The sequence below is a fragment of the Alcaligenes parafaecalis genome (assembly GCF_026344135.1).
GTDB lineage: Bacteria > Pseudomonadota > Gammaproteobacteria > Burkholderiales > Burkholderiaceae_B > Alcaligenes > Alcaligenes parafaecalis.
This window is the reverse complement of record NZ_JAPKNA010000006.1, coordinates 1-23494: the sequence shown is the minus strand read 5'-3', so window position 1 is coordinate 23494 and position 23494 is coordinate 1. Positions and strand designations below refer to the sequence as shown.

At 56.1% G+C, this 23494-nt stretch carries 22 protein-coding genes; 11 read left to right on the top strand and 11 right to left on the bottom strand.

The features are described 5' to 3' along the window. The first annotated feature begins 25 nt into the window (after positions 1 to 25). Together OSH09_RS16385 and ligA are read left to right on the top strand one after the other, a co-directional pair. Positions 26 to 1045 (top strand): cell division protein ZipA C-terminal FtsZ-binding domain-containing protein, encoded by a 1020-nt coding sequence (locus tag OSH09_RS16385; RefSeq protein ID WP_207875401.1) that lies wholly within the window; start codon positions 26 to 28, stop codon positions 1043 to 1045. Beyond that, positions 1042 to 3129, top strand: a complete 2088-nt coding sequence (gene ligA / locus OSH09_RS16380; RefSeq protein WP_266121586.1) for an NAD-dependent DNA ligase LigA — start codon at positions 1042 to 1044, stop codon at positions 3127 to 3129. Before OSH09_RS16385 ends, ligA begins: the two co-directional genes overlap by 4 nt. A gap of 179 nt (positions 3130 to 3308) precedes the next feature. Here the strand turns inward: ligA and OSH09_RS16375 are convergent, their stop codons facing one another. From OSH09_RS16375 to msrB, 4 genes are read right to left on the bottom strand one after another with little or no spacing between them, the layout of a single operon-like run. Further along, a complete protein-coding gene (locus OSH09_RS16375) occupies positions 3309 to 4085 on the bottom strand; it encodes a peptidylprolyl isomerase (RefSeq protein WP_207875399.1) in 777 nt (258 codons plus the stop codon). 8 nt (positions 4086 to 4093) lie between these two features. After that, entirely contained in the window at positions 4094 to 4357 is a 264-nt protein-coding gene (locus tag OSH09_RS16370; protein WP_009456641.1) for a BolA family protein, read from the bottom strand. 7 nt (positions 4358 to 4364) lie between these two features. Further along, the gene (locus OSH09_RS16365; RefSeq protein WP_207875398.1) at positions 4365 to 4931 is read right to left on the bottom strand and encodes a septation protein A; all 567 of its coding nucleotides are present in this window, start codon (positions 4929 to 4931) and stop codon (positions 4365 to 4367) included. Then, a complete protein-coding gene (gene msrB / locus OSH09_RS16360) occupies positions 4928 to 5323 on the bottom strand; it encodes a peptide-methionine (R)-S-oxide reductase MsrB (RefSeq protein WP_207875397.1) in 396 nt (131 codons plus the stop codon). The genes OSH09_RS16365 and msrB overlap by 4 nt, the downstream gene beginning before the upstream one ends. Positions 5324 to 5652: 329 nt before the next feature. On the opposite strand from msrB, the gene OSH09_RS16355 reads away from it, so the two are divergent. The 4 genes from OSH09_RS16355 (at position 5653) to OSH09_RS16340 (ending at position 10615) form a co-directional block, all read left to right on the top strand. After that, positions 5653 to 6822 carry an ABC transporter substrate-binding protein gene (locus OSH09_RS16355; protein ID WP_207875396.1) on the top strand — a complete coding sequence of 390 codons (1170 nt, stop codon included), beginning with the start codon at positions 5653 to 5655 and terminating at the stop codon, positions 6820 to 6822. Between the two features lie 138 nt (positions 6823 to 6960). Then, the gene (locus tag OSH09_RS16350; protein WP_266121585.1) at positions 6961 to 7998 is read left to right on the top strand and encodes a branched-chain amino acid ABC transporter permease; all 1038 of its coding nucleotides are present in this window, start codon (positions 6961 to 6963) and stop codon (positions 7996 to 7998) included. Between the two features lie 5 nt (positions 7999 to 8003). Beyond that, the gene (locus tag OSH09_RS16345; RefSeq protein WP_207875394.1) at positions 8004 to 9836 is read left to right on the top strand and encodes a branched-chain amino acid ABC transporter ATP-binding protein/permease; all 1833 of its coding nucleotides are present in this window, start codon (positions 8004 to 8006) and stop codon (positions 9834 to 9836) included. After that, the gene (locus OSH09_RS16340; protein ID WP_207875393.1) at positions 9833 to 10615 is read left to right on the top strand and encodes an ABC transporter ATP-binding protein; all 783 of its coding nucleotides are present in this window, start codon (positions 9833 to 9835) and stop codon (positions 10613 to 10615) included. Before OSH09_RS16345 ends, OSH09_RS16340 begins: the two co-directional genes overlap by 4 nt. Here the strand turns inward: OSH09_RS16340 and OSH09_RS16335 are convergent. The 6 genes from OSH09_RS16335 to fdxA all read right to left on the bottom strand — a co-directional run bounded on the left by OSH09_RS16335 (position 10612) and on the right by fdxA (position 15493). Further along, positions 10612 to 11253 carry an OmpW/AlkL family protein gene (locus tag OSH09_RS16335; RefSeq protein WP_207875392.1) on the bottom strand — a complete coding sequence of 214 codons (642 nt, stop codon included), beginning with the start codon at positions 11251 to 11253 and terminating at the stop codon, positions 10612 to 10614. The two genes, OSH09_RS16340 and OSH09_RS16335, sit on opposite strands and share 4 nt — an antisense overlap. Before the next feature lie 192 nt (positions 11254 to 11445). Beyond that, positions 11446 to 12159, bottom strand: a complete 714-nt coding sequence (locus OSH09_RS16330; protein ID WP_207875391.1) for an ATP-binding cassette domain-containing protein — start codon at positions 12157 to 12159, stop codon at positions 11446 to 11448. A gap of 245 nt (positions 12160 to 12404) precedes the next feature. After that, a complete protein-coding gene (gene nth / locus OSH09_RS16325) occupies positions 12405 to 13043 on the bottom strand; it encodes an endonuclease III (RefSeq protein WP_162090618.1) in 639 nt (212 codons plus the stop codon). Next, the gene (locus OSH09_RS16320; RefSeq protein ID WP_222666910.1) at positions 13040 to 13681 is read right to left on the bottom strand and encodes an RnfABCDGE type electron transport complex subunit B; all 642 of its coding nucleotides are present in this window, start codon (positions 13679 to 13681) and stop codon (positions 13040 to 13042) included. The genes nth and OSH09_RS16320 overlap by 4 nt, the downstream gene beginning before the upstream one ends. A 52-nt stretch (positions 13682 to 13733) precedes the next feature. Further along, complete coding sequence (locus OSH09_RS16315; protein WP_207875388.1) at positions 13734 to 14957, bottom strand: polyhydroxyalkanoate depolymerase; 1224 nt, start codon at positions 14955 to 14957, stop codon at positions 13734 to 13736. Positions 14958 to 15169: 212 nt separating this feature from the next. Next, on the bottom strand, positions 15170 to 15493 hold the full coding sequence (fdxA, locus tag OSH09_RS16310; RefSeq protein ID WP_153230656.1) for a ferredoxin FdxA: 324 nt from the start codon (positions 15491 to 15493) through the stop codon (positions 15170 to 15172). 240 nt (positions 15494 to 15733) lie between these two features. Here fdxA and pncB point away from each other — a divergent pair, with 240 nt between their 5' ends. Further along, complete coding sequence (gene pncB / locus OSH09_RS16305; protein WP_207875387.1) at positions 15734 to 16909, top strand: nicotinate phosphoribosyltransferase; 1176 nt, start codon at positions 15734 to 15736, stop codon at positions 16907 to 16909. Positions 16910 to 16973: 64 nt separating this feature from the next. Here the strand turns inward: pncB and OSH09_RS16300 are convergent, their stop codons facing one another. Next, positions 16974 to 17492, bottom strand: a complete 519-nt coding sequence (locus OSH09_RS16300) for a flavodoxin family protein (protein WP_266121584.1) — start codon at positions 17490 to 17492, stop codon at positions 16974 to 16976. Between the two features lie 83 nt (positions 17493 to 17575). Between OSH09_RS16300 and OSH09_RS16295 the strand changes: the two genes are divergently transcribed. The 4 genes from OSH09_RS16295 (at position 17576) to accD (ending at position 22991) form a co-directional block, all read left to right on the top strand. After that, a complete protein-coding gene (locus OSH09_RS16295) occupies positions 17576 to 19870 on the top strand; it encodes a RelA/SpoT family protein (protein ID WP_266121583.1) in 2295 nt (764 codons plus the stop codon). 75 nt (positions 19871 to 19945) lie between these two features. After that, positions 19946 to 21145: a tryptophan synthase subunit beta gene (gene trpB / locus OSH09_RS16290; protein ID WP_207875384.1), complete on the top strand. Its 1200-nt coding sequence runs from the start codon at positions 19946 to 19948 to the stop codon at positions 21143 to 21145. Positions 21146 to 21161: 16 nt separating this feature from the next. Then, entirely contained in the window at positions 21162 to 21995 is an 834-nt protein-coding gene (gene trpA / locus OSH09_RS16285; protein ID WP_207875383.1) for a tryptophan synthase subunit alpha, read from the top strand. Between the two features lie 117 nt (positions 21996 to 22112). After that, positions 22113 to 22991 carry an acetyl-CoA carboxylase, carboxyltransferase subunit beta gene (gene accD, locus OSH09_RS16280; RefSeq protein WP_207875382.1) on the top strand — a complete coding sequence of 293 codons (879 nt, stop codon included), beginning with the start codon at positions 22113 to 22115 and terminating at the stop codon, positions 22989 to 22991. The last annotated feature ends 503 nt before the right edge of the window (positions 22992 to 23494 follow it).

Below are 23494 nucleotides of genomic sequence, written 5' to 3'. Positions count from 1 at the left end.
TAGTGTTGATTCGACGGAACTGACAATGAGTGATTTGCAAATCGCACTGATTTTGTTGGGCATTTTGCTCATCTTGCTCGTAGTGGTCTTTAACTGGTGGCAAGACCGCCGAGTGCGCCAGCAGATGCAAAGCCAATTCCCGGATGGGGATACGGATCCTTTGATGAGCCAGCTCACCGAGCTGGAACGTCGCGAGCCTAGCGTAGGCCGTGGCGAGGCGACGGCTGCCGATGGCGAACATGACGCCGCCGAGGCCGATTGCACCACCGAAGCCGTAATTGACATCAGTTTCAGCCAACCTGTGGATGCCCAGGATCTGGCCCAGGCCTTGCAGACCGTATCGCGTAGTGGCGCCAAACCGGTGCGTTACTTTGCCGAATGTGAAGGTGGCGGTCATCGCGCTCGTCTACGCGCAGGTGAGTCCTACGCCAGCATGCAGATTGCCGTTTTGCTGGCCAATCGCAGCGGTCCCCTGTCGGCGATTGAATGGTCGCAAGTCTGGATGGCGGCTCAATCCCTGGCCCAACAATTTGATGGTGCGGTAGAAGGCCCGGAGCAAGATGATGTGCTGCGTCGTGCGGCAGCTCTGGACAATACGTGCGCTGATTTGGACGCGCTGGTGGGTGTGTCGGTGCGTTTGCCCGGCCCCATGCCAGCGTCTTCTGTTATTCAGATGGTCAAGGATGCGGGCTTTTTACCGTTCGGCCAGCAATTGGCCTGGTTGGCAGATTCGGGTCAGCCCCGTTTTACCGCCATGTTCGACGGTGCCCAACCCAAGGATATTCAGTCCGCCAGCATTGAGCGTATCGACTTGCTGCTCGATTTGCCCAACAGCCCGGCAGATGACCATGCCTTTAGCCGTATGGCTACGGTGGCTCGTGATCTGGCCAGCCGCCTGGACGCGGTGGTACTGGATGATCAGGGTCGCCCCTTGCCCGAAAGCACCGATCAAAATATTGATGAACAACTAAGTAATCTGTACGAGCGCCTGGAGCAAGCTGGCTTTACGGCAGGCCAAGAACGTACAGGCAGGATTTTTTCGTGAGTTTGAAGCGAGTACAGCAGTTACATGAAGAACTGGCCCAGCATAACTGGGCCTATTACGTTCAGGATGCTCCCAGCATTTCGGACGCGCAATACGATGTATTGATGAACGAGTTGCTGGCGCTGGAAGCCGAGCACCCGGAATGGATCACCCCCGATTCACCCACGCAGCGCGTAGGTGCAGCCCCCCTGGATGGTTTTGACACGGTTCAGCATGCGGTTCCCATGTTGTCTCTGGGCAATGCCTTTGACGACGAAGAAGTGCAGGCGTTCGACAAGCGGGTGGCTGATACGCTGGTCGAGGCCGGTGTGGTCGGTCTGGACCGCCGTGTCGAGTATCTGGCCGAATACAAGTTTGATGGTTTGGCGATCAGCCTGCGCTATGAGCAAGGCTTGCTGGTTCAGGCGTCGACTCGCGGTGACGGCACAACTGGCGAGGACGTCACCAGCAATATTCGCACCATCAACTCCATTCCTTTGCGCTTGCGCGGGGATGCGGCGCAATTACCTGCCGTGCTGGAAGTGCGTGGCGAGGTCTTGATGAACCGGGCGGACTTCGAGCGCCTGAATGAAAATCAGACCAAGCGTGGCGAAAAAGTATTTGTGAATCCACGCAATGCCGCTGCAGGCAGCTTGCGTCAGTTGGACCCCAAAATTACCGCGAAACGGCCTTTGCGCTTTTTTGCCTATGGCTGGGGTGAAGTCAGCCCTATGCCTGCCGCCAATCAGCCTCAGAATGCCTTGTTTGCCGATCCGGCCAGTGATGCGCTGCCCCGTGATACGCAGTCCGGCATGATGGACTGGCTGGAAAGTCTGGGCATGCCCTTAAGCCGCGACCGCAAAGTCGTGCAGGGTGTGCAAGGTCTGCTGGATTTTTACGGCCAAACCCAGCAGCGTCGTCCTGACCTGCCCTTTGAAATTGACGGTGTGGTCTACAAGGTCAACTCCTTGGCCGCGCAGCGTGTTCTGGGCTATGTGGCACGGGCACCGCGCTTTGCGGTTGCGCACAAGTTTCCGGCGCAGGAAGAAATAACCCTGGTTGAGAGCATTGAGTTTCAGGTAGGCCGTACAGGCGTTGTGACGCCTGTCGCGCGCTTGAAACCAGTGTTTGTTGGGGGCGTCACGGTTACCAATGCCACGCTGCACAATGAAGATGAAGTGCGTCGTAAAGACGTACGTGCAGGCGATACCGTCGTGGTGCGCCGTGCCGGTGATGTGATTCCCGAAGTGGTTGCGGTGGTGCTGGAAAAGCGCCTGGAAGCTAGCCTGCCATTCGAGATGGTCAAGGAATGTCCGGCTTGTCATTCCGCCCTGGAGCGTCTGGACGGTGAGTCTGCCTGGCGTTGCACGGGTGGTCTGATTTGCCCAGCCCAGCGCAAACAAACCTTGATTCACGCTGCCAGCCGCAAGGCACTGGATATTGAAGGTTTGGGTGAAAAGCTGGTGGATCAGTTGGTGGAAACCGGTCTGGTGCACACCTTGGCTGACATCTTCAAACTGAAAGTAGAAAAGCTGATCCTGCTGGAGCGCATGGGACGCAAATCTGCGGAGAACTTGATCGAGGCGATCGACAAGGTACGTGAGCCAGCCTTGAATCGTCTGATCTATGCCCTGGGTATCCGCCATGTGGGGGAGACCACGGCGCGCGATCTGGCGCAGCATTTTGGCTCCTTGCAGGCTTTGGAGCAGGCTGATGAAGAGGCGCTGTTGCAAGTCAACGAAGTTGGCCCGGTCGTAGCGGCGTCCGTGCGGCACTTCTTCCAGGAACCGCATAATCGTGAAGCCTTGGACGCATTGCTGGCAGCCGGGGTTACTCCCCAGCAGGCGCAAGCCCGTGCCAATAGCGCTAATCTGCCGCTGGCGGGCAAAACGGTAGTCATTACGGGTACGCTACCCAGCATGAGCCGTGATGAAGCCACACGCCGCGTATTGGAAGCTGGAGGCAAGGCTAGCGGCTCGGTCTCTAAAAAAACCGCCTATGTGCTGGCGGGTGCAGAGGCTGGCTCCAAGCTGACCAAGGCACAGGAATTAGGTGTGACTATTCTGGACGAAGCCCAGTTCCTGGCTTTATTGGCGGGTGAATAGCACAGGGGGAAGAAGTGAAATCCTGGTAGTGATTCAGCCGTGATCTGGGCTTTTAATTACCGCATGAACGACATTCAGTGAACGATCTTCACCACAAACAAATATGGCGCCCTTGAGGCGCCATATTTGTTCTTCCTGCCAGCCGCTTTATCGGGAAGACAAAGCGGCCGCCAAAGCCATTACTTGATGTTGGCTTCTTTCAGGATTTTTTGCTGGTATTCGGCCAGCTTGCGCTGACGCATCATTTCTTCCAGTTGAGGCTTCACTTCGGCCATGGCTGGGAAAGTAACAGGGCGGGAGTCATCCACCTGGATGATGTGCCAGCCAAACTGCGACTGCACAGGTGCTGCGCTCAGCTCGCCTTTCTTCATCTTCTCTACAGCCTGAGCGAACTCAGGAACGTAGGTGGCGCTTGGTGCCCAGCCCAGATCGCCGCCTTGCTGGCCGCTACCGGTGTCGATGGAGTCTTTCTTGGCCGCATCAGCAAAGCTGACTTTTTTGGACTTGATCTTTGCCAGCAGATCTTTGGCCGCCGCTTCGTCCTTCACCAGGATGTGGCGCACCTTGTATTCCTGCTGACCTTCTTCCATCGACTTGATGGTGTTGTATTCCTTGGTCAGGTCGGCGTCGGTGACAGGGTTCTTCTTCAGGTAGTCGGCCATCAAAGCGCGGACCAGAATGCTTTGGCGGGCCAGTTCCAGCTCTTGCTGAACCTGATTGGTCTTGTCGATACCGGCTTTTTCAGCCGCTTGCACGACGGCCAGACGATTGACCATTTCCTGTTTGACTTGCTCACGCAGCTCTGGCGAATCTTTGGCGCCTTGCTCGACCAGAACGGCGACGAACTGATCCAGGTCTTTTTGCGTGAGGTTTTTGCCGTTAACGGTGGCAATCGTCTGAGCATAGACGGGAGCAGCCATAGCGCAGGTCAGGGCAAATGCAGCGATACGTTTCATGAGCATCCTTAAGCGGTGGTTTTGGCTTGAATAGCCAAAGCGTGAATGGGGAAAGGCATTAGATCGTGGACGCGATCATACACAAGTCTGTGCCGTGCCAGTGTTGAAATTCCATCAAATTGTTTCGAGGCGATAATCACCCGAAAGTGGCTTGCGCCACCTTGTGCACCGGCATGACCGGCGTGCAGATGGGACTCATTGATGATGTCCAGTTCCGACGGTTCCAGTGCCTGGAGCCGTTCGTGAATCAGGGAAGCAAGTGCGTCTGTCATGGCGAAATCAAGATTTTGGGGGAGTGGAGTTGTCGGAAGAGTCTTGCAGGTAGCGGCCCAGCCACAAGGATTGGGCAACGACAAACACCAGCATCAAACCCAGCAGGCCGAAGGCCTTGAAGTTGACCCATTGGGATTCGGTAAAGTGGCCAGAGAAGGCAACGTACAAATTCACCAGGCCCATGGCGACAAAAAAGCTGGCCCAGACCAGGTTTAATTTGTCCCAGACATGGCCGGGCAAGACCAGATGGGTGCCCATGAATTTTTGCATCAGGTTGCGATGCATCAGGTAACGACCGCCCAGCAGCACCAGGGCAAAGATCCAGTACAGCACCGTGGGTTTCCAACGGATGAACACATCGTTATGGAAGAACAGGGTGGCACCGCCAAACACGACAATGACCGCCAGGTTGATCCAGTGCGAGGTCTCGATCGCCTTGCTGGTGAGCTTCAGCCAGAGTATCTGCAGGATCGAGGCCGCCATGGCCACGCCGGTTGCGACATAGATATCGGAAAAGCGGAACGCCAGAAAGAACAGGACGAGCGGGAATAGATCAAATAAGAGCTTCTTCATGCTTCGGGTTCAAAGGTCATGGACAAGGAGTTAATACAATATCGTAGCCCAGTGGGGGGCGGGCCGTCTTCAAAGACGTGGCCCAGATGGGCATCGCAGACATTGCACAGCACTTCGGTACGGCGCATGCCGTGGCTGACATCAAGCTCTTCACGCACGTTATCCGGATTCAGGGGGGTGAAGTAGCTGGGCCAGCCGCAACCGGCATCAAACTTGGTGTCGGACGCAAACAAGGCCGTGCCACAACCGACGCAGCGATAAATCCCGGCGCTGGTGGTGTCCCAGTAGCGGCCGGTAAAGGGGCGTTCCGTCCCTTTTTGACGGGTGACATAGAATTCTTCGGGGCTGAGCTGGGCGCGCCACTCAGCGTCGGTCTTGCGTACTTTTTCCACGTGTGCTGCCTTATGAAAAAACGGATCAATGCCTACAGGAGGCGCAGTCCTACATAGTAATCGACAATTAGAGTGTGTTTGGAGCAGAGGGTTCCAAAGTGCCCCTCATCCCTATAGGGCGAGCAGGAAAATTGCCGGTTTGCGCACTTAATTAGTGAGCTATCACTTTAGTTAGTGCACTATTTAAACTTTTAATATTTAAGGTAAACACCAATATCTGAAATCCGCGTGACTTGATACGTTTCTGGTATGTGCTGGTGATTATCTGTATTACGATTTTTGACCGCTAAATCCGGTCCACAACAATGAACAAAATTTGGGAGAAAAGGATGAACTGCATTACTACTGGGCGCCTGACGACATTGGCTGCAGCCCTGGCTTTGAGCCTGCCCGTGGCCGTGTCCGCGCAGATCAAAGTGGGTGTGACGGTGGCGGCAACAGGACCGGCGGCCTCGCTGGGCATTCCTGAGCGCAATACAGTCAGCCTGCTGCCTACCGAAGTGGCTGGCCAGAAAATTGAATACATCGTGCTGGACGATGCCACTGACACCACGGTGGCTGTGCGCAATATGCGCAAGCTCATCACCGATGACAAAGTGGACGTGGTGATCGGTACGTCCGTGACACCCGGCTCCCTGGCCATGGTGGACGTAGCGGGTGAAACCAAGACACCCATGATCAGCGTGGCCGCCAACGCCAAGATTGTTGATCCTGTTGAAGGCGCTCGTACCTGGGTTTTCAAGACTCCTCAAAATGACCAGTTGATGGCCGGTGCCTTGGCTGAAGCCATGGTTAAACAGAACGTCAAAACCCTGGGCTTTATCGGCTACAACGACGCCTACGGTGACGGCTGGCTGAATGTGATTACCGAAGCGGCTCAAGCCAAAGGCATTAAAGTGCTGGGTGCCGAGCGCTATGGCCGTAACGACACCAGCGTGACCGGTCAGGTTCTGAAGCTGCTGGGCACCAAGCCTGATGCCGTTCTGATCGCCGGTTCCGGTACCCCTGTTGCCTTGCCTCAGCGTGAACTGAAAGGCCGTGGCTACGCAGGCATCATTTACCAGACACACGGTGCTGCCAACAGCGACGTGCTGCGTGTATGTGGCAAAGACTGTAACGACATGATCTTGCCCGCCGGTCCTTTGCTGGTTGCCGAACAACTGCCTGACAGCAGCTCGGTGAAAAAGACCGCCATGGACTACAAGGAAAAATATGAAGCCAAGTACGGTGCAGGCTCCATCAATACCTTTGGTGGCCATATGTGGGATGCCGGTCTGCTTGTGACCGAAGCAATTCCCGTTGCCCTGAAGTCCGGTGCCAAACCCGGTACTCCCGAGTTCCGCGCTGCCTTGCGTGACGCTCTGGAACAAACCAAGGAACTGGCGGCTTCCCAGGGTGTGTTCAATATGTCTCCAACAGACCACGCTGGTCTGGATACCCGTGCCCACGTGATTGTGAAAGTGGTCGACGGTAAATGGACATATCAGCCTGATCTGTAATATCTGACAGGCAAAAACCGGCTCAATAGCCGGTTTTTTCCAAGGCGGGTGCTGGCTGATCCTGGCACCCGTTCCCGCTACAGGCCTGCGTTTGTCGTAAGCCCTTTGCCCTTTTTGTTGTACAGGATGTTGTCCGACATGGATACCACCATTGCTTTAATTTTGTTGCAGGATGGCATATTGAATGGCGCCATCTATGCCTTGCTCGGGCTCGCCCTGGTTCTGGTTTTTCTGGTTACCCGCGTCATCTTTATCCCGCAAGGTGAGTTTGTCACCTTTGGCGCCTTGACCCTGGCGTTTGTGGTCAATGGCCGTATGCCGGGAACCGTTATTTTGTTGTTGATCGCTGGCGCTCTGGTGTTCTTGCTGGAGTTGCTGTCTGCCTTGCGCAGCCGCAGTCTGGCCGGTATGCCACGCAAGTTCCTGGTCAATATCGTGATCCCTGTGGCCGTCTATTTTGCTGCCCCCGCGATTGTCAGCTCGCAGTTGCCCCTGTGGGTCGCCGTGCTGTTCTCGCTGGCTGTCGTGATCCCGCTGGGACCGATGGTGTATCGCCTGGTTTATCAGCCTATTGCCGAAGCCAGTGTGCTGGTGTTGCTGATTACCTCGGTGGCGGTGCACTTTGCGCTGACGGGCCTGGGTCTGGTGTTCTTCGGTCCTGAGGGCTGGCGTACGCCCCCCTTCATGGAAGGTGAAATCTCTTTAGGCGCCGTGAGCTGGTCCGCACAAACCTTCTTTGTGATGGGCGCTTGTGTGCTGCTGATTCTGGCTCTATGGGGCTTTTTCGGTAAGACCCTGTATGGTCGCGCCTTGCGTGCAACGGCGGTGAACCGTCGCGGTGCTCGTCTGGTGGGTATCAGCACCAATATGTCCGGTTCGCTGACGTTTACTCTGGCAGCCGCCATTGGTGCCTTGTCCGGCATGCTGATCGCTCCTGTGACGACCATCTATTACGACACGGGCTTCCTGATCGGTCTGAAAGGCTTTGTGGCCGCAATTTTTGGCGGTCTGATCAGCTACCCCGTCACCCTGTTCGGCGCGTTGTTCCTGGGTGTTCTGGAGGCGTTTTCCTCTTTCTGGGCCAGTGCCTATAAAGAAGTTATTGTATTTACCATGGTGATACCGGTGTTGTTGTGGCGCTCCTTCGGTAGCAAGCACGTGGATGATGAGGAGTAAATCACATGAGACACTTGCTGACGCTATTGTTTATTGCGGTTCTGTTGGTCTTGCCGCAACTGGGCGCAACGCCCGAATTCTGGATTACCCAGCTTAACTATATTGGTTTGACCAGCCTGGTGGTTCTGGGTCTGGTGCTGTTGACCGGTGTGGGCGGTTTGACCTCTTTCGGTCAGGCAGCCTTTGTGGGCCTGGGTGCTTACACCACAGCCTATCTGACCGCCCGTTTGGGCTGGTCGCCCTGGTTTAACCTGCTGATCGGCATGGCCGTGACCATGATGGTGGCCTACATTCTGGGCGCGATCACGCTGCGTTTGTCGGGTCACTTCTTGCCACTGTGTACCTTGGCCTGGGGTCTGGCCCTGTACTACCTGTTCGGTAACCTGGAGTTCCTGGGGCAGTACGACGGTATTTCCGGTATTGCGCCTTTGGAGTTCTTTGGTATTTCCTTGGCCTCAGGCCGGGATATTTACTACCTGATCTGGGCTTTCGCCTTGCTGGCCATGTGGGGCACTCGCAACTTGCTGAATTCCCGTCCTGGTCGTGCTATTCGCGCCCTGAAACATGGCAGCGGCATGGCTGAGTCCTTTGGCGTGAACATGGCCAATTACAAGGTCATTGTGTTCGTTTACGCTGCCTTGCTGGCTTGCGTGTCGGGCTGGCTCTACGCCCACTACCAGCGCGCTGTGTCGCCCAGCCCCTTCGGCCTGAACTACGGTATTGAATATCTGTTCATGGCGGTGTTGGGTGGAGCAGGCAGTGTCTGGGGTGCCGTGCTGGGTTCGGCTCTGGTGCTGAGCCTGAAGGATCAATTGCAGAACTGGTTGCCCAAGCTGCTCAATACCGACATCAACTTCGAGCTGATCGTATTCGGTATCTTGATGGTCCTGATTTTGCAGTACGCCCGTGATGGTCTGTGGCCTATCTTGCAAAAAGCCTGGGAGCAGATCTTTGGTGCGCAGAAACGCAATCAAGCAGCTCCTCCGCAAGCCGAGGCACTGCCTCAGCGTGAACGTCCCCAGGCCGGTTCGCTGGTTCTGGAAGTGAACAAGATCCGCAAGGAGTTTGGTGGTCTGGTGGCGGTGAACGACATCAGCTTCACCTTGAATGCGGGTCAGATCATGGGCCTGATCGGTCCTAACGGCGCAGGCAAGAGCACGACCTTCAACCTGATTACCGGCGTCTTGTCGGCAACCAGCGGTCAGGTCAGCTTCCTGGGTAAACGGATTGATGGTCAGCCTGCTCGCGAAATCTCGCGTCTGGGCGTAGGTCGTACTTTCCAGCACGTGCAATTGCTGCCAACCATGACTGTGCTGGAAAACGTGGCGCTGGGCGCTCACTTGCGTCGCAAGGTGGGTGTGGTGTCGGCGGTCTTGCACACCGAACGCCGTAGCGAAGCCGAGCTGTTGCACGAAGCCGCTGTTCAACTGCAGCGTGTGGGCTTGGGTGATTATCTGTATGAAGAGGCTGGCAATCTGGCCTTGGGTCAGCAGCGTATTCTGGAAATCGCCCGTGCACTGGCCTCTGATCCTTTGCTCTTGCTGCTGGACGAACCGGCTGCTGGCTTGCGCTACAAAGAAAAGCAGGAACTGGCCAAAGTGCTGGATCAGTTGCGTAGCGAAGGCATGAGCATTTTGCTGGTTGAGCATGACATGGACTTTGTCATGAATTTGACGGACAAGCTGGTTGTCATGGATTTTGGCACCAAGCTGGCCGAAGGTTTGCCCAAGGAAATTCAGGAAAATCCAGCCGTGCTGGAAGCCTACCTGGGTGGTATTGATGACGACCTGGATCTGGATCAGGTCAATGAGCCCGCCTCGGCAGGAGCAGCGCTATGAGTTCGGCACAATCGAATGACATTATTTTGAAGGTGGACAATCTGGCGGCTCAATACGGCAAAGTCAGTGCCGTGATGGGGGCCAGCCTGGACGTACGTGCAGGCAGCATTGTCACTGTGATTGGTGCCAACGGTGCCGGTAAATCCACCTTGCTGAACGCCATGATGGGCTCTTTGCCCAGCGTGGGCCGTAGTACAGGTTCGGTGCAGTACGAAGGCCAGGAAATCAGCCACTGGGAAGTAGAGCGTCGCGTGGCGGCCGGTATTTCTCTGGTGCCGGAGCGCCGTGAGCTGTTTGGCAGCATGACGGTGGAAGACAATCTGCTGCTGGGTGGCTTTCGCCTGTATCGTGCCCGTCATCCCGGCTGGCGCGACACGATGGACAAGGTCTATACCTTGTTCCCACGCTTGAAAGAGCGTCGTACCCAGTTGGCAGGGACTTTGTCAGGTGGGGAGCGGCAGATGCTGGCTGTGGGCCGTGCCTTGATGGCGCAACCCAAGGTACTGATGCTGGATGAACCCAGCCTGGGCCTGGCGCCGCGTGTGGTGCGGGAGATCTTCATGATCATCGCCCGACTGCGCAGTACCGGCGTGGCCATCTTGCTGGTCGAGCAAAATGCTCGTGCCGCTTTGCAAGTGGCTGACTACGGTTATGTACTGGAGACGGGCGATGTGGTGCTGCAAGGGCCCGCGTCTGACCTGGCTCATAATCCCCGAGTGATAGAAAGCTATCTGGGCTTGGGGCAGGGCAAACGCGAGCAGGAAGAAGCCAGCGCTTAGAAGCGGTAGCCGACCCCGATGGTGGCAACCACGGGGTCCAGCTTGGCTTTACCAATGGACTGACCGTTCAGCTTCACGTCTGGGCGGATGCTGATGTAGCGGATATCGGCGTTCAGGAACCAGTTGTTATCCAGTTTGTAATCCACGCCGACCTGGGCTGCAAAACCCCAGCTATTTTTCAGCTTCAGGTCCGAACCCGCCAGCGCACCACGCGACTCGGTGTCAAAGAACATGGTGTAGTTCACGCCCACGCCCACATAGGGTTGGAAGTTGCTGTCGGGCAGGAAGTGGTATTGCAGGCTCAGGGTTGGGGGCAAGTGCTTGGTCTTGCCGATACGGCCCAGATTGCTGTCGATATTGTGCTGGAAGGGGAACGCGCCCAGCAGTTCAATACCAATGTTGCGAGTGGCCATGTAGGTCAGCGAAAAGCTGGGGCGTGCGTTATTGCCTACATCCAGATCCACGGTGCCGTCAGCGACCGAGCCGTTATTGGATTTTGGAGCTACCCAGGTCACACCGCCTTTAAGCAAGAAATCACCCGCTTCGTGTGTTTGGCCCTGGGGGGCGTACAAGACAGCAGCCAGTCCAACGGCGAGCAGGGACAGGTGCAGACCTGGAATCAAGTGGCGGGTTTTCATAGGAGCTCCGTAGGGATGTGTAAAGCCTACAGAGTGCATGAGGGCTGGGCCTGCGGATTTGATCCAAAGCAAGCTTCAGAAGTAGTTGGCCGCCTGACCTTGTTGTAGATCAAGAAAGCAGGATTCATGCGAGGCCGATTCGGCCTCTATGTCTGTTTTTCGCATCACCTGGTAACAGCCGGGATCAAGGGCTCATACATTCAGGAGTGCGTGCAGAGCCTCGTATTTATGGCTCAATTCGGCTTTGCTGAAGCGCTCGATAATTTGCCCTTGTTCCAGCACATGAAACTGATCGCTGAACTCGGCCGAGAATTGCGGACACTGTTCCGCCAGCACAATGGTATAGCCCTCGTTGCGTAACGTGCAGATCAACCTGGTCAGTGTTTGGGCCTGCACAGGTGCCAGACCTTCGGATACTTTATCCAAAAGCAGCAGGTTCACACCGGTGCGCAGTAAACGGGCAATGGCCAGAACCTTTTGTTCACCGGTGGAGAGCTGGGTAGCCATGTGATGGCGGCGTTGCTCCAGGCAGGGCAGGAGCTCATAGATTTGCACCAGAGACATTCCTCCACCCAGGGTCGTCCCGATGGCAGGTGGTAGCAGGAGGTTTTCCTCGCAACTCAGGCCTGTGAAGATACTTTGCTCGTAAGGGCTGTAGCCAACGCCCAGATCTGCCAACTGATGCTGGTTCAGGTGGATGGCTTCGGTACCTTGAATACGGACGGATCCGCGACGGCTATCCGTCAAACCGACAATGGCTCTTAGCATGGCGCTGCGGCCAGCCCGGTTGCGGCTCAGTACCGTGCAGACTTCGCCAGAGGCCACCTGCAAATTCAATCCGCGCAAGAGCGGGAACTCTCGGTGCCAGGCGTACAGGTTCTCAATATCCAGGGCAGCCCGTGTCATGAGAAACGCTCCTTGTCGTGAGTCGTCAATAAGGGCCTGTACGTTGGCTGGCTGGCGCAGGAACCCGATTTCTGTTCTTTGCCTCTTACTGCGGTGATTCCATCGTCAGCAAACGGTAGGCAGAGTCCTTCATGCGTTTCAGTATGGAAGCGCCAAGAAAGCAAAACTATGCGGGTTTGTCATAGGAAGGTCCGGTTTAATACACTGTTTAGTAAACAAATGTTGTTAAACCGGTCATGTGTTACTTAAGTGTTAACAGTTTTGGGCTTGAAGTCGCACAAATCTGAAATACCACATTGTGGACACTTGGGTTTGCGAGCCACACAGATATAGCGACCATGCAAAATCAGCCAGTGGTGGGCGTCCAGCAAGAAAGGCTTGGGAATCACTTTTTCCAGCTTTTTTTCCACTTCAACCACGTTCTTTCCCGGAGCAATGCCAGTGCGGTTGGCGACGCGGAAAATATGCGTATCGACGGCAATGGTGGGCAAGCCGAAGGCCGTGTTCAAAACAACATTGGCAGTTTTGCGACCTACGCCTGGAAGGGCTTCCAGAGCAGCGCGGTCACAGGGAACTTTGCCTTGATGCAGGTCCAGCAGCATCTGACAGGTCTTGATGACATTGGCAGCCTTGGTCTTGTACAGGCCAATGGTCTTGATGGCTTCTCGCAAACCTTCTTCACCCATGGCCAAAATCCCTTCCGGCGTGCCATGTTCCGGGAAGAAACGGGCGGTGGCCAGATTCACGGAACGGTCTGTGGCCTGTGCGGACAAGATGACCGCAATCAGCAACTGAAAGGTGTCAGCGTATTCCAGCTCGGTGGTGGGCTTGGGGTTGGCCGCCTGAAAACGGCTGAAAATCTCGTGGCGCTTGGCAGCGTTCATGGCGTGGTTCCGCTTGCAGTCTTGCTGGCACGGCGGGCACGGGCGCGAGCCAGGGCAGAGGCAATCGACGCCTCTCGTTTATCGGCCTGATCGGCTGTATTGGCCAGAACGGGTTTATTGGCCAGGGTACGGGCTGCCAGATCCGAGCTTTCCTTGTGGCGAGCCAGCAGGCGGTCGCGGCGTTGCTCGGTATCCTGACGCGCCTGCTCGGCCTGTGCGCTATTCCATTCATCGGTAGGCACCATGCTGATGCAGTCCACCGGACAGGGCGGCACACAGAGCTCACAGCCTGTACAGCGGTCGGCCAGCACGGTGTGCATCAGTTTGTTGGCGCCAATAATGGCATCGACCGGACAGGCTTGAATACACAAGGTACAGCCTATGCAGTGCTCTTCAATAATTACCGCTCGACTGGGACCGGTGAATTCGCCACAGGCGGGGTCCAAAGGCAGAGCTTCGCGCTCCAGCAGTTCGGCCAGGGCTTGCACGCCTTCCTGCCCGCCGGGCGGGCAGCGGTTGATCGCCTCGCCTTCAAGAGCGATGGCTTGGGCATAGGGCAAACAGGCGTCGTAACCACAGCGGGTGCACTGGGTTTGAGGGAGCAGGGCGTCAATGCGCCGTATTAAGGTGTCGGACATGAATGCAAAAACGGGGCCATCTGGCCCCGTCAGAAACGGCGTAAGCCAAATATCAGTTGTGCTGACGGATGAAGTCTCTGATTTTAGGACAGATCAGGGTGCGCCAACGGCTTCCGGAGAAAATCCCGTAATGACCACAGTTGGGCGCGGTGAATTGTTGTTTAAGGTCGGGAGCGATTTTCGAGCACAGCCCTTGAGCTGAATGGGTCTGACCCTGGCCGGAAATATCGTCCAGCTCGCCTTCAATGGTAAACAAGGCTACGCCATCAATATCCTGTGGGCGGACTTGTTCGCCATGCACGTGCCATTGGCCTTTGGGCAGGCGGTGTTCCTGGAACACGATGCGGATGGTGTCCAGATAGAACTCGGCGGGCATATCCAGCACGGCATTGTATTCGTCGTAGAAACGGCGGTGGGCCTGGGCGTCGTCATCATCGCCCTTGATCAGGTGCTGATAAAAATCGTAGTGCGAGCTGACGTGACGATCCGGGTTCATGGCCACAAAACCGGCGTGTTGTAAAAAGCCGGGGTAGACACGACGGTGAGCCCCGGGGTACTTGGTTGGTACGCGGTGAATCAGATTGTTTTCAAACCAGGAATACGATTTGGTCGTCGCCAGGCGATTGACCTCGGTGGGCGACTGACGGGTATCGATAGGGCCACCCATCATGATCATGCTGCGCGGCATCACGGCCGAGCGACGGGTTGCCATCAGCGAGACGGCGGCCAGTACCGGCACGGTGGGCTGGCAAACCGACATGACGTGCACACTGGGGCCCAGTGTCTGGATGAACTCTTGTACATAGAGCACGTAGTCGTCCAGATGGAAGGGGCCAGCCGTACGGGGCACCATGCGGGCGTCAATCCAGTCGGTGACATACACCGAATGATCAGGCAGCAGTGCACGGACGGTTTCGCGCAGCAAGGTGGCGTGGTGGCCGGACAGGGGAGCAACTAGCAAAATCGTGGGGTCTTGAGCCGCCTTGGGGTGATCGCGCTCGAAGTGGATCAGTCTACAGAAGGGCTTGCTGAGATGCTCGACCTCGCGCACGGCAACGGTTTGCCCGTCAATCTGAGTTTCGCTCAGACCCCAGGCCGGTTTCTCGTAATCTTTGCCGATACGGTGTACCAGTTCAGAGGCCGCCGCCAGTTGGCGCGACAGGGGGGTATAGGCCAGTGGACTGTAGGGGTTGGAGAACCATTGGGAGCTGGTGCCGGTAAAGGCAGCCAGCGGGGCCAAAAAGGACCGCTGAAGTTCGTGCAGATCGTAAAGCATAGTGTGCGCCTTGGTGTTGCCTAATTTGATACAGAGGAATGTATATGCTTATTCCTGTGGGAAACAATACGACGTTTACCGTTCCTCTGTACTTGGGATTTTCCCTTGCTGCAGTGCGGCAAGTTTTTTTATCAAAAGGCGAGATTGGGCGCAAGAGTGGCTGGGTACAAATGCAGCCACCCGGTCTGGCTGGTATAGGGCAGGCTAAAGGCTTAGCGCTCCAGATACTGTAGTTTGTTCTCCACACCGTTCCAGTCGTCCGCATCTTCCAGCGGTTTTTTGGAGCGGTTGATGCTGCCAAAGATCGGGGTCAGTTCGGCATTCAACTCGATAAAGGGAACCTGGTCCTGCGGGACGTCTTCTTCAGCAAAAATGGCATTGGCCGGGCATTCGGGAATACAGACGGCGCAATCGATGCATTCGTCCGGGTCGATCACCAGAAAGTTCGGGCCTTCACGAAAACAGTCTACGGGGCACACATCCACACAATCGGTGAATTTGCACTTGATACAGTTTTCGGTGACGACGTGGGTCATTTCAGTAACACTCCTGCGGTATCGCTAAGGCGGTCAGTCACGGCAAAGGGTCGTGGATGGGGTGCGTGACAACGCACAGGGCCTGAACGATAAAAATGGGATTTAAATCGAATCTTTCGATTTTAACGAATATTCAGCTTCTTGCTTATTGAGATGGCGCAATAGCTCACCTGCTAGATAGCGGTACGCAAGAATGGGCGCCCGTGCTATGGTTGCGCAATCAAAATCGGTAGGTTTGTGATGATCATTACCTCTTTACTTGATACGGACCTGTACAAGTTTTCCATGATGCAGGTTGTTCTGCATCATTTCCCCGCTGCGCATGTGGAGTATCGCTATAAATGCCGTACTCCCAACATTAATTTGAGCCAGTACCTGGATGAGATCCGGGCGGAAATTCATGCGCTGTGCCAGTTGCGTTTTTCAGACGCCGAGCTGGATTATTTGCGTAGTCTACGCTTTATAAAAAGCGATTTTGTCGATTTCCTGGGACTGTTCCATCTGCCGGAGCGTTGTATCCAAGTGCAGGCGGGGGACAAGCCTGGCGAGATCGAGATTTCGGTCCAGGGCCCCTGGCTGCACACGATCCTGTTCGAGATCCCGGTGCTGGCCATTGTGAACGAGGTTTACTTCCGTAACGAGCGTCCGCAGCCGCCATGGACCGAAGGGCGTGAACGCCTGCAGTCCAAAATGCGCCTGGTGGTGGATGATCCTGCCTTGAGCGATTTCCGTGTGGCTGACTACGGTACGCGCCGCCGCTTTTCCAAGCAGTGGCACGAAGAAGTGGTCACCACCATGATTGACCAGATGAAGCCGCATTTTGCGGGGACCAGCAACGTCTGGCTGGCCATGAAGTATGGGGTGACGCCACTGGGCACTATGGGTCACGAATACTTGCAGGCTTGTCAGGCTTTGGGCCCTCGCTTGCGTGATTCGCAGATTTTTGCCCTGGAAGTGTGGGCCAAAGAGTATCGCGGTGACCTGGGCATTGCCTTGTCGGATGTCTACGGCATGGATGCTTTCCTGCGCGACTTTGACATGTACTTCTGCAAGCTGTTTGACGGTGCCCGTCACGACTCGGGCGACCCTTTCATCTGGGGCGAACGCTTGCTGGCGCATTATCAAGCCAACCGTACCGATCCGCGTACCAAGACCCTGGTGTTCTCTGATGGCCTGACTATTCCTAAAGCTATTGAGCTGGCCCTGCGTTTTGCTGGGCGCTGCAAAGTGTCTTTCGGGATTGGCACCAATCTGACCAATGACCTGGGCCATGAGCCTTTGCAGATCGTCATGAAAATGGTGCGTTGCAATGGTCAGCCGGTGGCGAAAGTCTCGGATGCGCCTGAAAAGACCATGTGTGATGATCCGGCGTATTTGGCTTACTTGCGGCAGGTTTTTCAGTTGCCGCCAGCTTAAGCTTTTGGCTATGTCATGCGATAAAGTCGATTCAAAGCCCTTTGCTTAATGCAAAGGGCTTTTTTCATAGACAAAGCAGGGCCGCCAGATGCCCACCGGCTTCCCGAGCCAGGGCAATTTGCTCTTCATTCAAGGTCTTGGAAGCCAGAATAGTTTCTGGCGTCTGGGCGTGAAAATTGAATATACGGACAGGGGCGGCCAAATCTAGCCGCCAGCCGGTACAAATCCGTTCCAGTTGCCGCTGTGCACCTTGCCCATCGCTGCCCGCGCTGATCAGCGCGGTGTACGGACGTCCATTGAGCTGATCCAGCACCTCGTAATAGTTCCGGTCCAGGCACTCTTTCATGGCCCCACTCAGGCTACCCAGATTCTCGGGGGCGCAGAATAAATAGGCCTGCGAATCACGCAAATCCTGTGCCTGCACCTGATCACAATGCAAGCGTTTGATACAGACCTGTTCTGTCTCGCCCAGTTCCTTGAGCACCTTCAGGGCACCTTCTTCGGCCTGTTCGGCCAATTGCCGGGCCGCGCCGGTACGGGAGTGCCAAATCAACAGAAGCTGGCGGCATGTGTTCAGACTCATAAGCTCTTACTCGCGGTGATAGACTAGCGTCTACAGTATAGAGAGCCACTTCAGCGCTGAGTGGCCACATCGACGTAATCCACATGAATCACACTGCTTCTCCCCCTATGGCCGAGTCGGCCTTCAATCCTCTATGGTTCGCGCAAGCCAGCCACGGACTGGATGAAGCAGGGCGTACGCTGTTACAGGCGGCTGCCGACTGGGCGGGACCTATTTTGCTGGATCTGGCCGGAAGTACCGGCGAACCCTTGGACAGCCATTGCGCTCAGGTAGCGCTTATTTTGGCGGGCCTGGGTGTGGACGCTCAAACCCGAGCCAGCGCCTTGCTGGCCGTCACTCCCTCCCCTGGGCCGGAGGTCAAGCAGGACCCGGTTCAAAAAGCCTTTGGCGCCGAAGTGATGACACTGGTACGCGGCTCGCGTGCCTTGTATCGCTTGGGCTCTATTACCGGTCAGGCCAAAGAGCAGACGGGCGGGGGCGATCAAAAAGAAATGAAGCGCAAGATGCTGTTGGCAATGGCCGCAGATTTGCGCATTGTGATGATGCGTCTGGCCTCCCGCCTACAGTCCCTGCGCTGGTACAGACAGTCCAAAACCGTATGCCCGGTGGAGTTTGCCCGGGAGACGCTGGAACTGTATACGCCGCTGGCTAATCGGCTGGGGATTTGGCAGGTCAAATGGGAAATGGAAGATCTGGCGTTTCGCTTCCTGAATCCTGAGGTCTACAAGAATATTGCCAGTCAGCTTGAAGATAAGCGGGTAGAGCGCGAGACCCTGATCAGCCAGGTACGTGACCAGCTTTTAGCCGCCTTGAAGCGCGAGCATATCGTGGCTGAGGTTTCCGGTCGGCCCAAGCATATCTTCAGTATCTGGAACAAGATGCGTAACAAGCATCTGGACTTTGAGCAGCTATTTGATTTGCGGGCCTTGCGCGTCATTGTGGATGATGAACGCAGTTGCTATCACACGCTGGCGGTGGTGCATTCGCTGTGGACGCCGGTTCCCGAGGAGTTTGATGATTACATCTCCCGGCCCAAACCCAACGGCTACCGCTCCCTGCATACGGTGATTGCGGATGCACAGGGGCGTTGCTTTGAGATTCAGATTCGCACCCGTGACATGCACCAGTTTGCGGAATACGGGATGGCTGCTCACTGGCGCTACAAGGAAGCCGGGGCGCAGGGCGGTCAGCAGACAGCCGATGGCGAGGACGACCGAAAAATCGCCTGGATGCGCCAGTTGTTGGCCTGGGATAGGGAAGCGGCGACATCCAATGCGACCGAGCCTGCTCCCAAGGCGGAAACCAGTAAAGACCTTGCTGCTGAAACCGAAGTGGCAATAGCCACCCCTAAGAAACCTGCTGTTGCCCGGCCCTTGAAGGCTCAGGAAGACGAACACATTTATGTGCTGACACCTCAGGCTCGTGTGATCGAGCTGCCCGTGGGGGCGACTCCGGTCGATTTTGCCTACTACCTGCATACCGACCTGGGACACCGTTGCCGGGGCGCACGCGTAGATGGGCAGATGGTGCCTTTGTCGACTCGCCTGTCGACTGGTCAGACAGTAGAGATTGTGGCTGCCAAGTCCGGTGGCCCGTCGCGGGACTGGTTGAATGTGCAGCTAGGCTTTTTGGCCAGCCCACGCTCGCGCTCCAAAGTGCGGGCCTGGTTTAACGCGATTGAATTGCAGCAGCGCATCTCCCAAGGCCAGAATATGGTCGAAAAAGAGTTGCAAAGATTGGGTCGCACAGCAGTAAACCTGGAGCAGATGGCGCAGCAACTGGGTTTTGCCAAGGCGGACGACTTGTATGTAGCCGTTGCCAAGGACGAATTCAGCCTGCGGCAAGTGGACGCTTTGTTCCGGGAGGACACTCCGGAAGAAGAACCCGTCCAGCGCGTGTTCGATGCGGCTCGGGAAAGCGTGTCCAAGACAGGCAAAAGCGGTGTGCTGGTGGTAGGCGTGGATTCGCTGATGACACAGTTAGCTCGTTGCTGTCGTCCTGCTCCGCCTGATCTGATTGCCGGTTTCGTGACCCGTGGCCGAGGTGTGTCGATTCACCGTGCGGACTGCAAGTCCTATCAGGAATTGGCCGAGCGACAGCCTGAAAGGGCTATTAGTGTGGATTGGGGCGATACGGGAGATACTCAATATCCGGTAGATCTGGCGATTGAGGCTCAAGAGCATCCCAGCCTGTTGCGCGATCTGTCGGAAGTGTTTGCCCGCCTGCGTTTGAACGTCACCGGCATTAATACCCTAAGTCGACGTTCATTGACACGCATGATCTTCACGATTGAAGTGCGTGATGGCGAGCAAATTCAAAAGGCCTTGGTGGCTTTGAACGAGTTATCGGGCGTCAGCGCCCGCCGCTACTCGTCCTGAACTGCTAAAATCAGTAAACCTAAACCTCGCGGGCGTTGTGCCCGCGATTGTTCTTGTCAATCAAGAGAGCGAGCTTTGAAAACCTATACCTTGCCCGACCCGGATGGACATTTTGGTCAGTTTGGTGGTTCGTTTGTCGCTGAAACGCTGGTCCACGCCCTGGACGAGTTAAAAGCAGCCTACGAACAGTATCGGAACGATCCTGAGTTTCTGCGCGAGTTTCACTATGAACTCAAGCATTTTGTCGGTCGTCCCAGCCCCGTGTACCATGCTCGTCGATGGTCGGAGCAACTAGGTGGAGCTCAAATCTGGTTCAAGCGCGAAGATCTTAATCACACTGGCGCGCACAAGATCAACAATTGTATTGGTCAGATTCTGCTGGCTCGCCGCATGGGCAAGCCACGCATTATTGCGGAAACCGGTGCAGGCCAGCATGGCGTGGCCACGGCAACCGTTGCCGCCCGCTATGGTCTGGAGTGTGTGGTCTATATGGGTAGCGAAGACGTTCGTCGTCAGGCTTCCAATGTGTACCGCATGAAACTGCTGGGCGCGACAGTTGTGCCCGTGGAATCCGGTTCGCGCACCCTGAAAGATGCGCTGAATGAAGCCATGCGCGACTGGGTGACCAATATCAGCAATACCTTCTACATCATTGGTACGGTTGCTGGCCCTCATCCTTACCCGATGATGGTGCGCGACTTCCAATGCGTGATCGGTGACGAGTGTGTGGAGCAAATGCCCCAGGACGCTGGTCGTCAGCCTGATTACGTCCTGGCCTCGGTGGGTGGTGGTTCCAATGCCATGGGCATTTTCTACCCCTATATCGAACACAAGGATGTTGAACTGATCGGTGTGGAAGCGGCTGGTCGTGGTCTGGATACGCTGGCGCACTCGGCCTCCCTGAACAAGGGCATGGTTGGTGTGTTGCACGGCAACCGTACCTACGTGCTGCAGGATGATGACGGCAATGTCATGCCTACGCACTCGGTGTCGGCTGGTCTGGATTATCCCGGTGTCGGCCCTGAACATGCTTGGCTGAAAGACTGTGGCCGTGCCCAATACGCTACCTGCACCGATGAAGATGCCCTGAAGGCGTTTCACGATTGCTGCCGTATCGAAGGCATTATGCCTGCGCTGGAGTCTTCGCACGCCTTGGCTCATGCGGCTCGCATCGCCCCGACTTTGCCCAAGGATAAAATTATCCTGGTCAGTTTGTCCGGTCGTGGCGACAAAGACATGCACACGGTCGCCGAGTACGGCGGCTTGACTCTGTAAGCAATCGGGAACTGATATGTCGAGTAATGTGCGTCTGAAAAAGACGTTTGAAGGTTTGAACGGGCGCTGCGCCCTGGTGCCTTATATTACGGCTGGCGATCCTTCGGTGCCTGCGACCGTGGCTCTGATGCATGCATTGCGTCAGGCCGGGGCGGATGTCATTGAATTGGGTGTGCCGTTTTCTGATCCTACGGCCGATGGTCCCGTCATTCAGCAAGCTGCTGAACGCGCCATCAGCCGTGGCGTCGGTTTGCGTAAAGTGCTGGAGATCGTGCAGCAGTTTCGCCTGATCGACGAGGAAACGCCGGTGGTGTTGATGGGATACGCCAATCCCATCGAGCGCATCGGCCAGGCCGAGTTTGCCGTGATGGCTGGTAAAGCGGGGGTGGACGGGGTGCTGACGGTGGATTACCCGCCTGAAGAGTCCACCGATTTCACCCGTTTGCTGACCGAGCAGGGTGTGGATACGATTTTCCTGCTCTCGCCCACGTCGACTGACGAGCGTATCGCCAAAGTGGCTACTCTGGCTCAGGGCTATGTGTATTATGTGTCCCTGAAAGGGGTGACCGGCTCGGCCCAGATTGATGTGGCTGACGTGGAGCACCACTTGCAGCGCATTCGCCAGCACGTCAAAATTCCGGTCGGAGTGGGTTTCGGGATTCGCGATGCACAAAGCGCCAAAGCGATTTCCCGTAGTGCAGATGCCGTGGTTATTGGCTCCAAGCTGATCCAGACGATGGAGCAGGCGGTGCAGGAAAATGCCGGCAAGGAGCCCAAAGACGTGGATGCTGCTGCAGTTGCAGCGGCCAGCCAATGGCTCGCGCAGATACGTCAGGCATTGGATAATTAGCCTAAATACCTATTCCGCGTATAGAATCATCTGCCTGTTCTTGATGAACAGGCGCTTTTTTTCAGAATAAAGAGCTTGGCGGGCCGGGTGTCGGCCAAGCGAAAACAGGATCTAACAATGAGCTGGATCGAGAAAATACTCCCGCCGCGAATTAACCGTAACCCCGAAAGCAGCCGTCGTGTTCCCGAAGGGCTGTGGGTGAAATGTCCGTCGTGTGAGTCTGTGCTCTACAAGGAAGATCTCCAGGCAACCTTGAATGTCTGCCCCAAGTGCAGCCATCACATGCGTATTGGTGCGCGTGGCCGGATCAAATCCTTGCTGGACCCCGAAGGCCAGACTGAGATTGGTTCCAACACCCGTCCTATGGACCCTTTGAAGTTCCGTGATTCACGTAAGTACACGGAACGCGTTTCCGAGGCGGCCAAGCAAACGGGCGAAACTGAAGCCATGGTGGTGATGAGCGGCACGATTTTGTCTGTGCCTGCGGTCGTGGCTTGTTTCGAGTTTGAGTACATGGCTGGTTCCATGGGTTCGGTGGTTGGCGAACGCTTCACTCGTGGTGTGCAAGCGGCTATTGCTAATCGCAGTCCTTTCATCTGCGTGGCCGCTTCTGGCGGTGCTCGTATGCAGGAGAGCTTGTTCTCCTTGATGCAGATGGCCAAGACGACGGCTATTTTGGCCGAGCTGTCCGAGGCAGGTCTGCCGTTCATCAGCATTTTGACGGACCCAACAATGGGTGGGGTGTCGGCCAGTTTCGCCTTTATGGGCGATGTGGTGATTGCTGAGCCTAATGCTTTGATCGGCTTTGCCGGTCCCCGCGTGATCGAGCAGACGGTGCGTGAGAAGCTGCCTGAAGGCTTCCAGCGTGCCGAGTTCCTGCTGGAGAAGGGCGCCATTGATATGGTGATCGATCGCCGTGAATTGCAGCGTGAACTGGCGGAGCTGCTGGCTCTGTTGACGCGCCAACCTGCTGAGGCTGTTTCGCGTCATCCTTGATGCTCAAGGCTTAAGCGGATTGAAGAAAACGCCATCTGGGTTCAGGTGGCGTTTTTTATTGTCTGCTGTTTGAGTCTTGTTGTTGAGATTGGCTCAGTTTTTCTAGAGCGATGAGGGGAACGCTGCGGTGTGGCGGGGCCCCGGCCCGTGCTGCGCACGGGTGCCCTTGTCTCTTGAGCTATCCAGGCGCCCTGTGAACTCACGGGGTGGTTCGTCCCCCGGACGAACCACAAGCGCCCCGCTCAGACAGCACAGGGCTTGCACCCTGGATAGCTCAAGAGACCGCGGCCAGAGCCCTGACTCGCCCACCGCAGCGTTCCCCTCATCGCTCTAGAAAAAGAGAAATGTCGGAGAAGGCTCATACAGACTTTTGGGGAAGTGGGGAAGTGTGCAGTGGGGAAGTGGGGAGGGTGAGGGTGAGGGTGAGGGTGAGGGTGAGGAGGGTGAGGAGGGTGAGGAGGGGGTAAGGGATGATAGTCAGGACGATTAGGGCGAGGTGATGC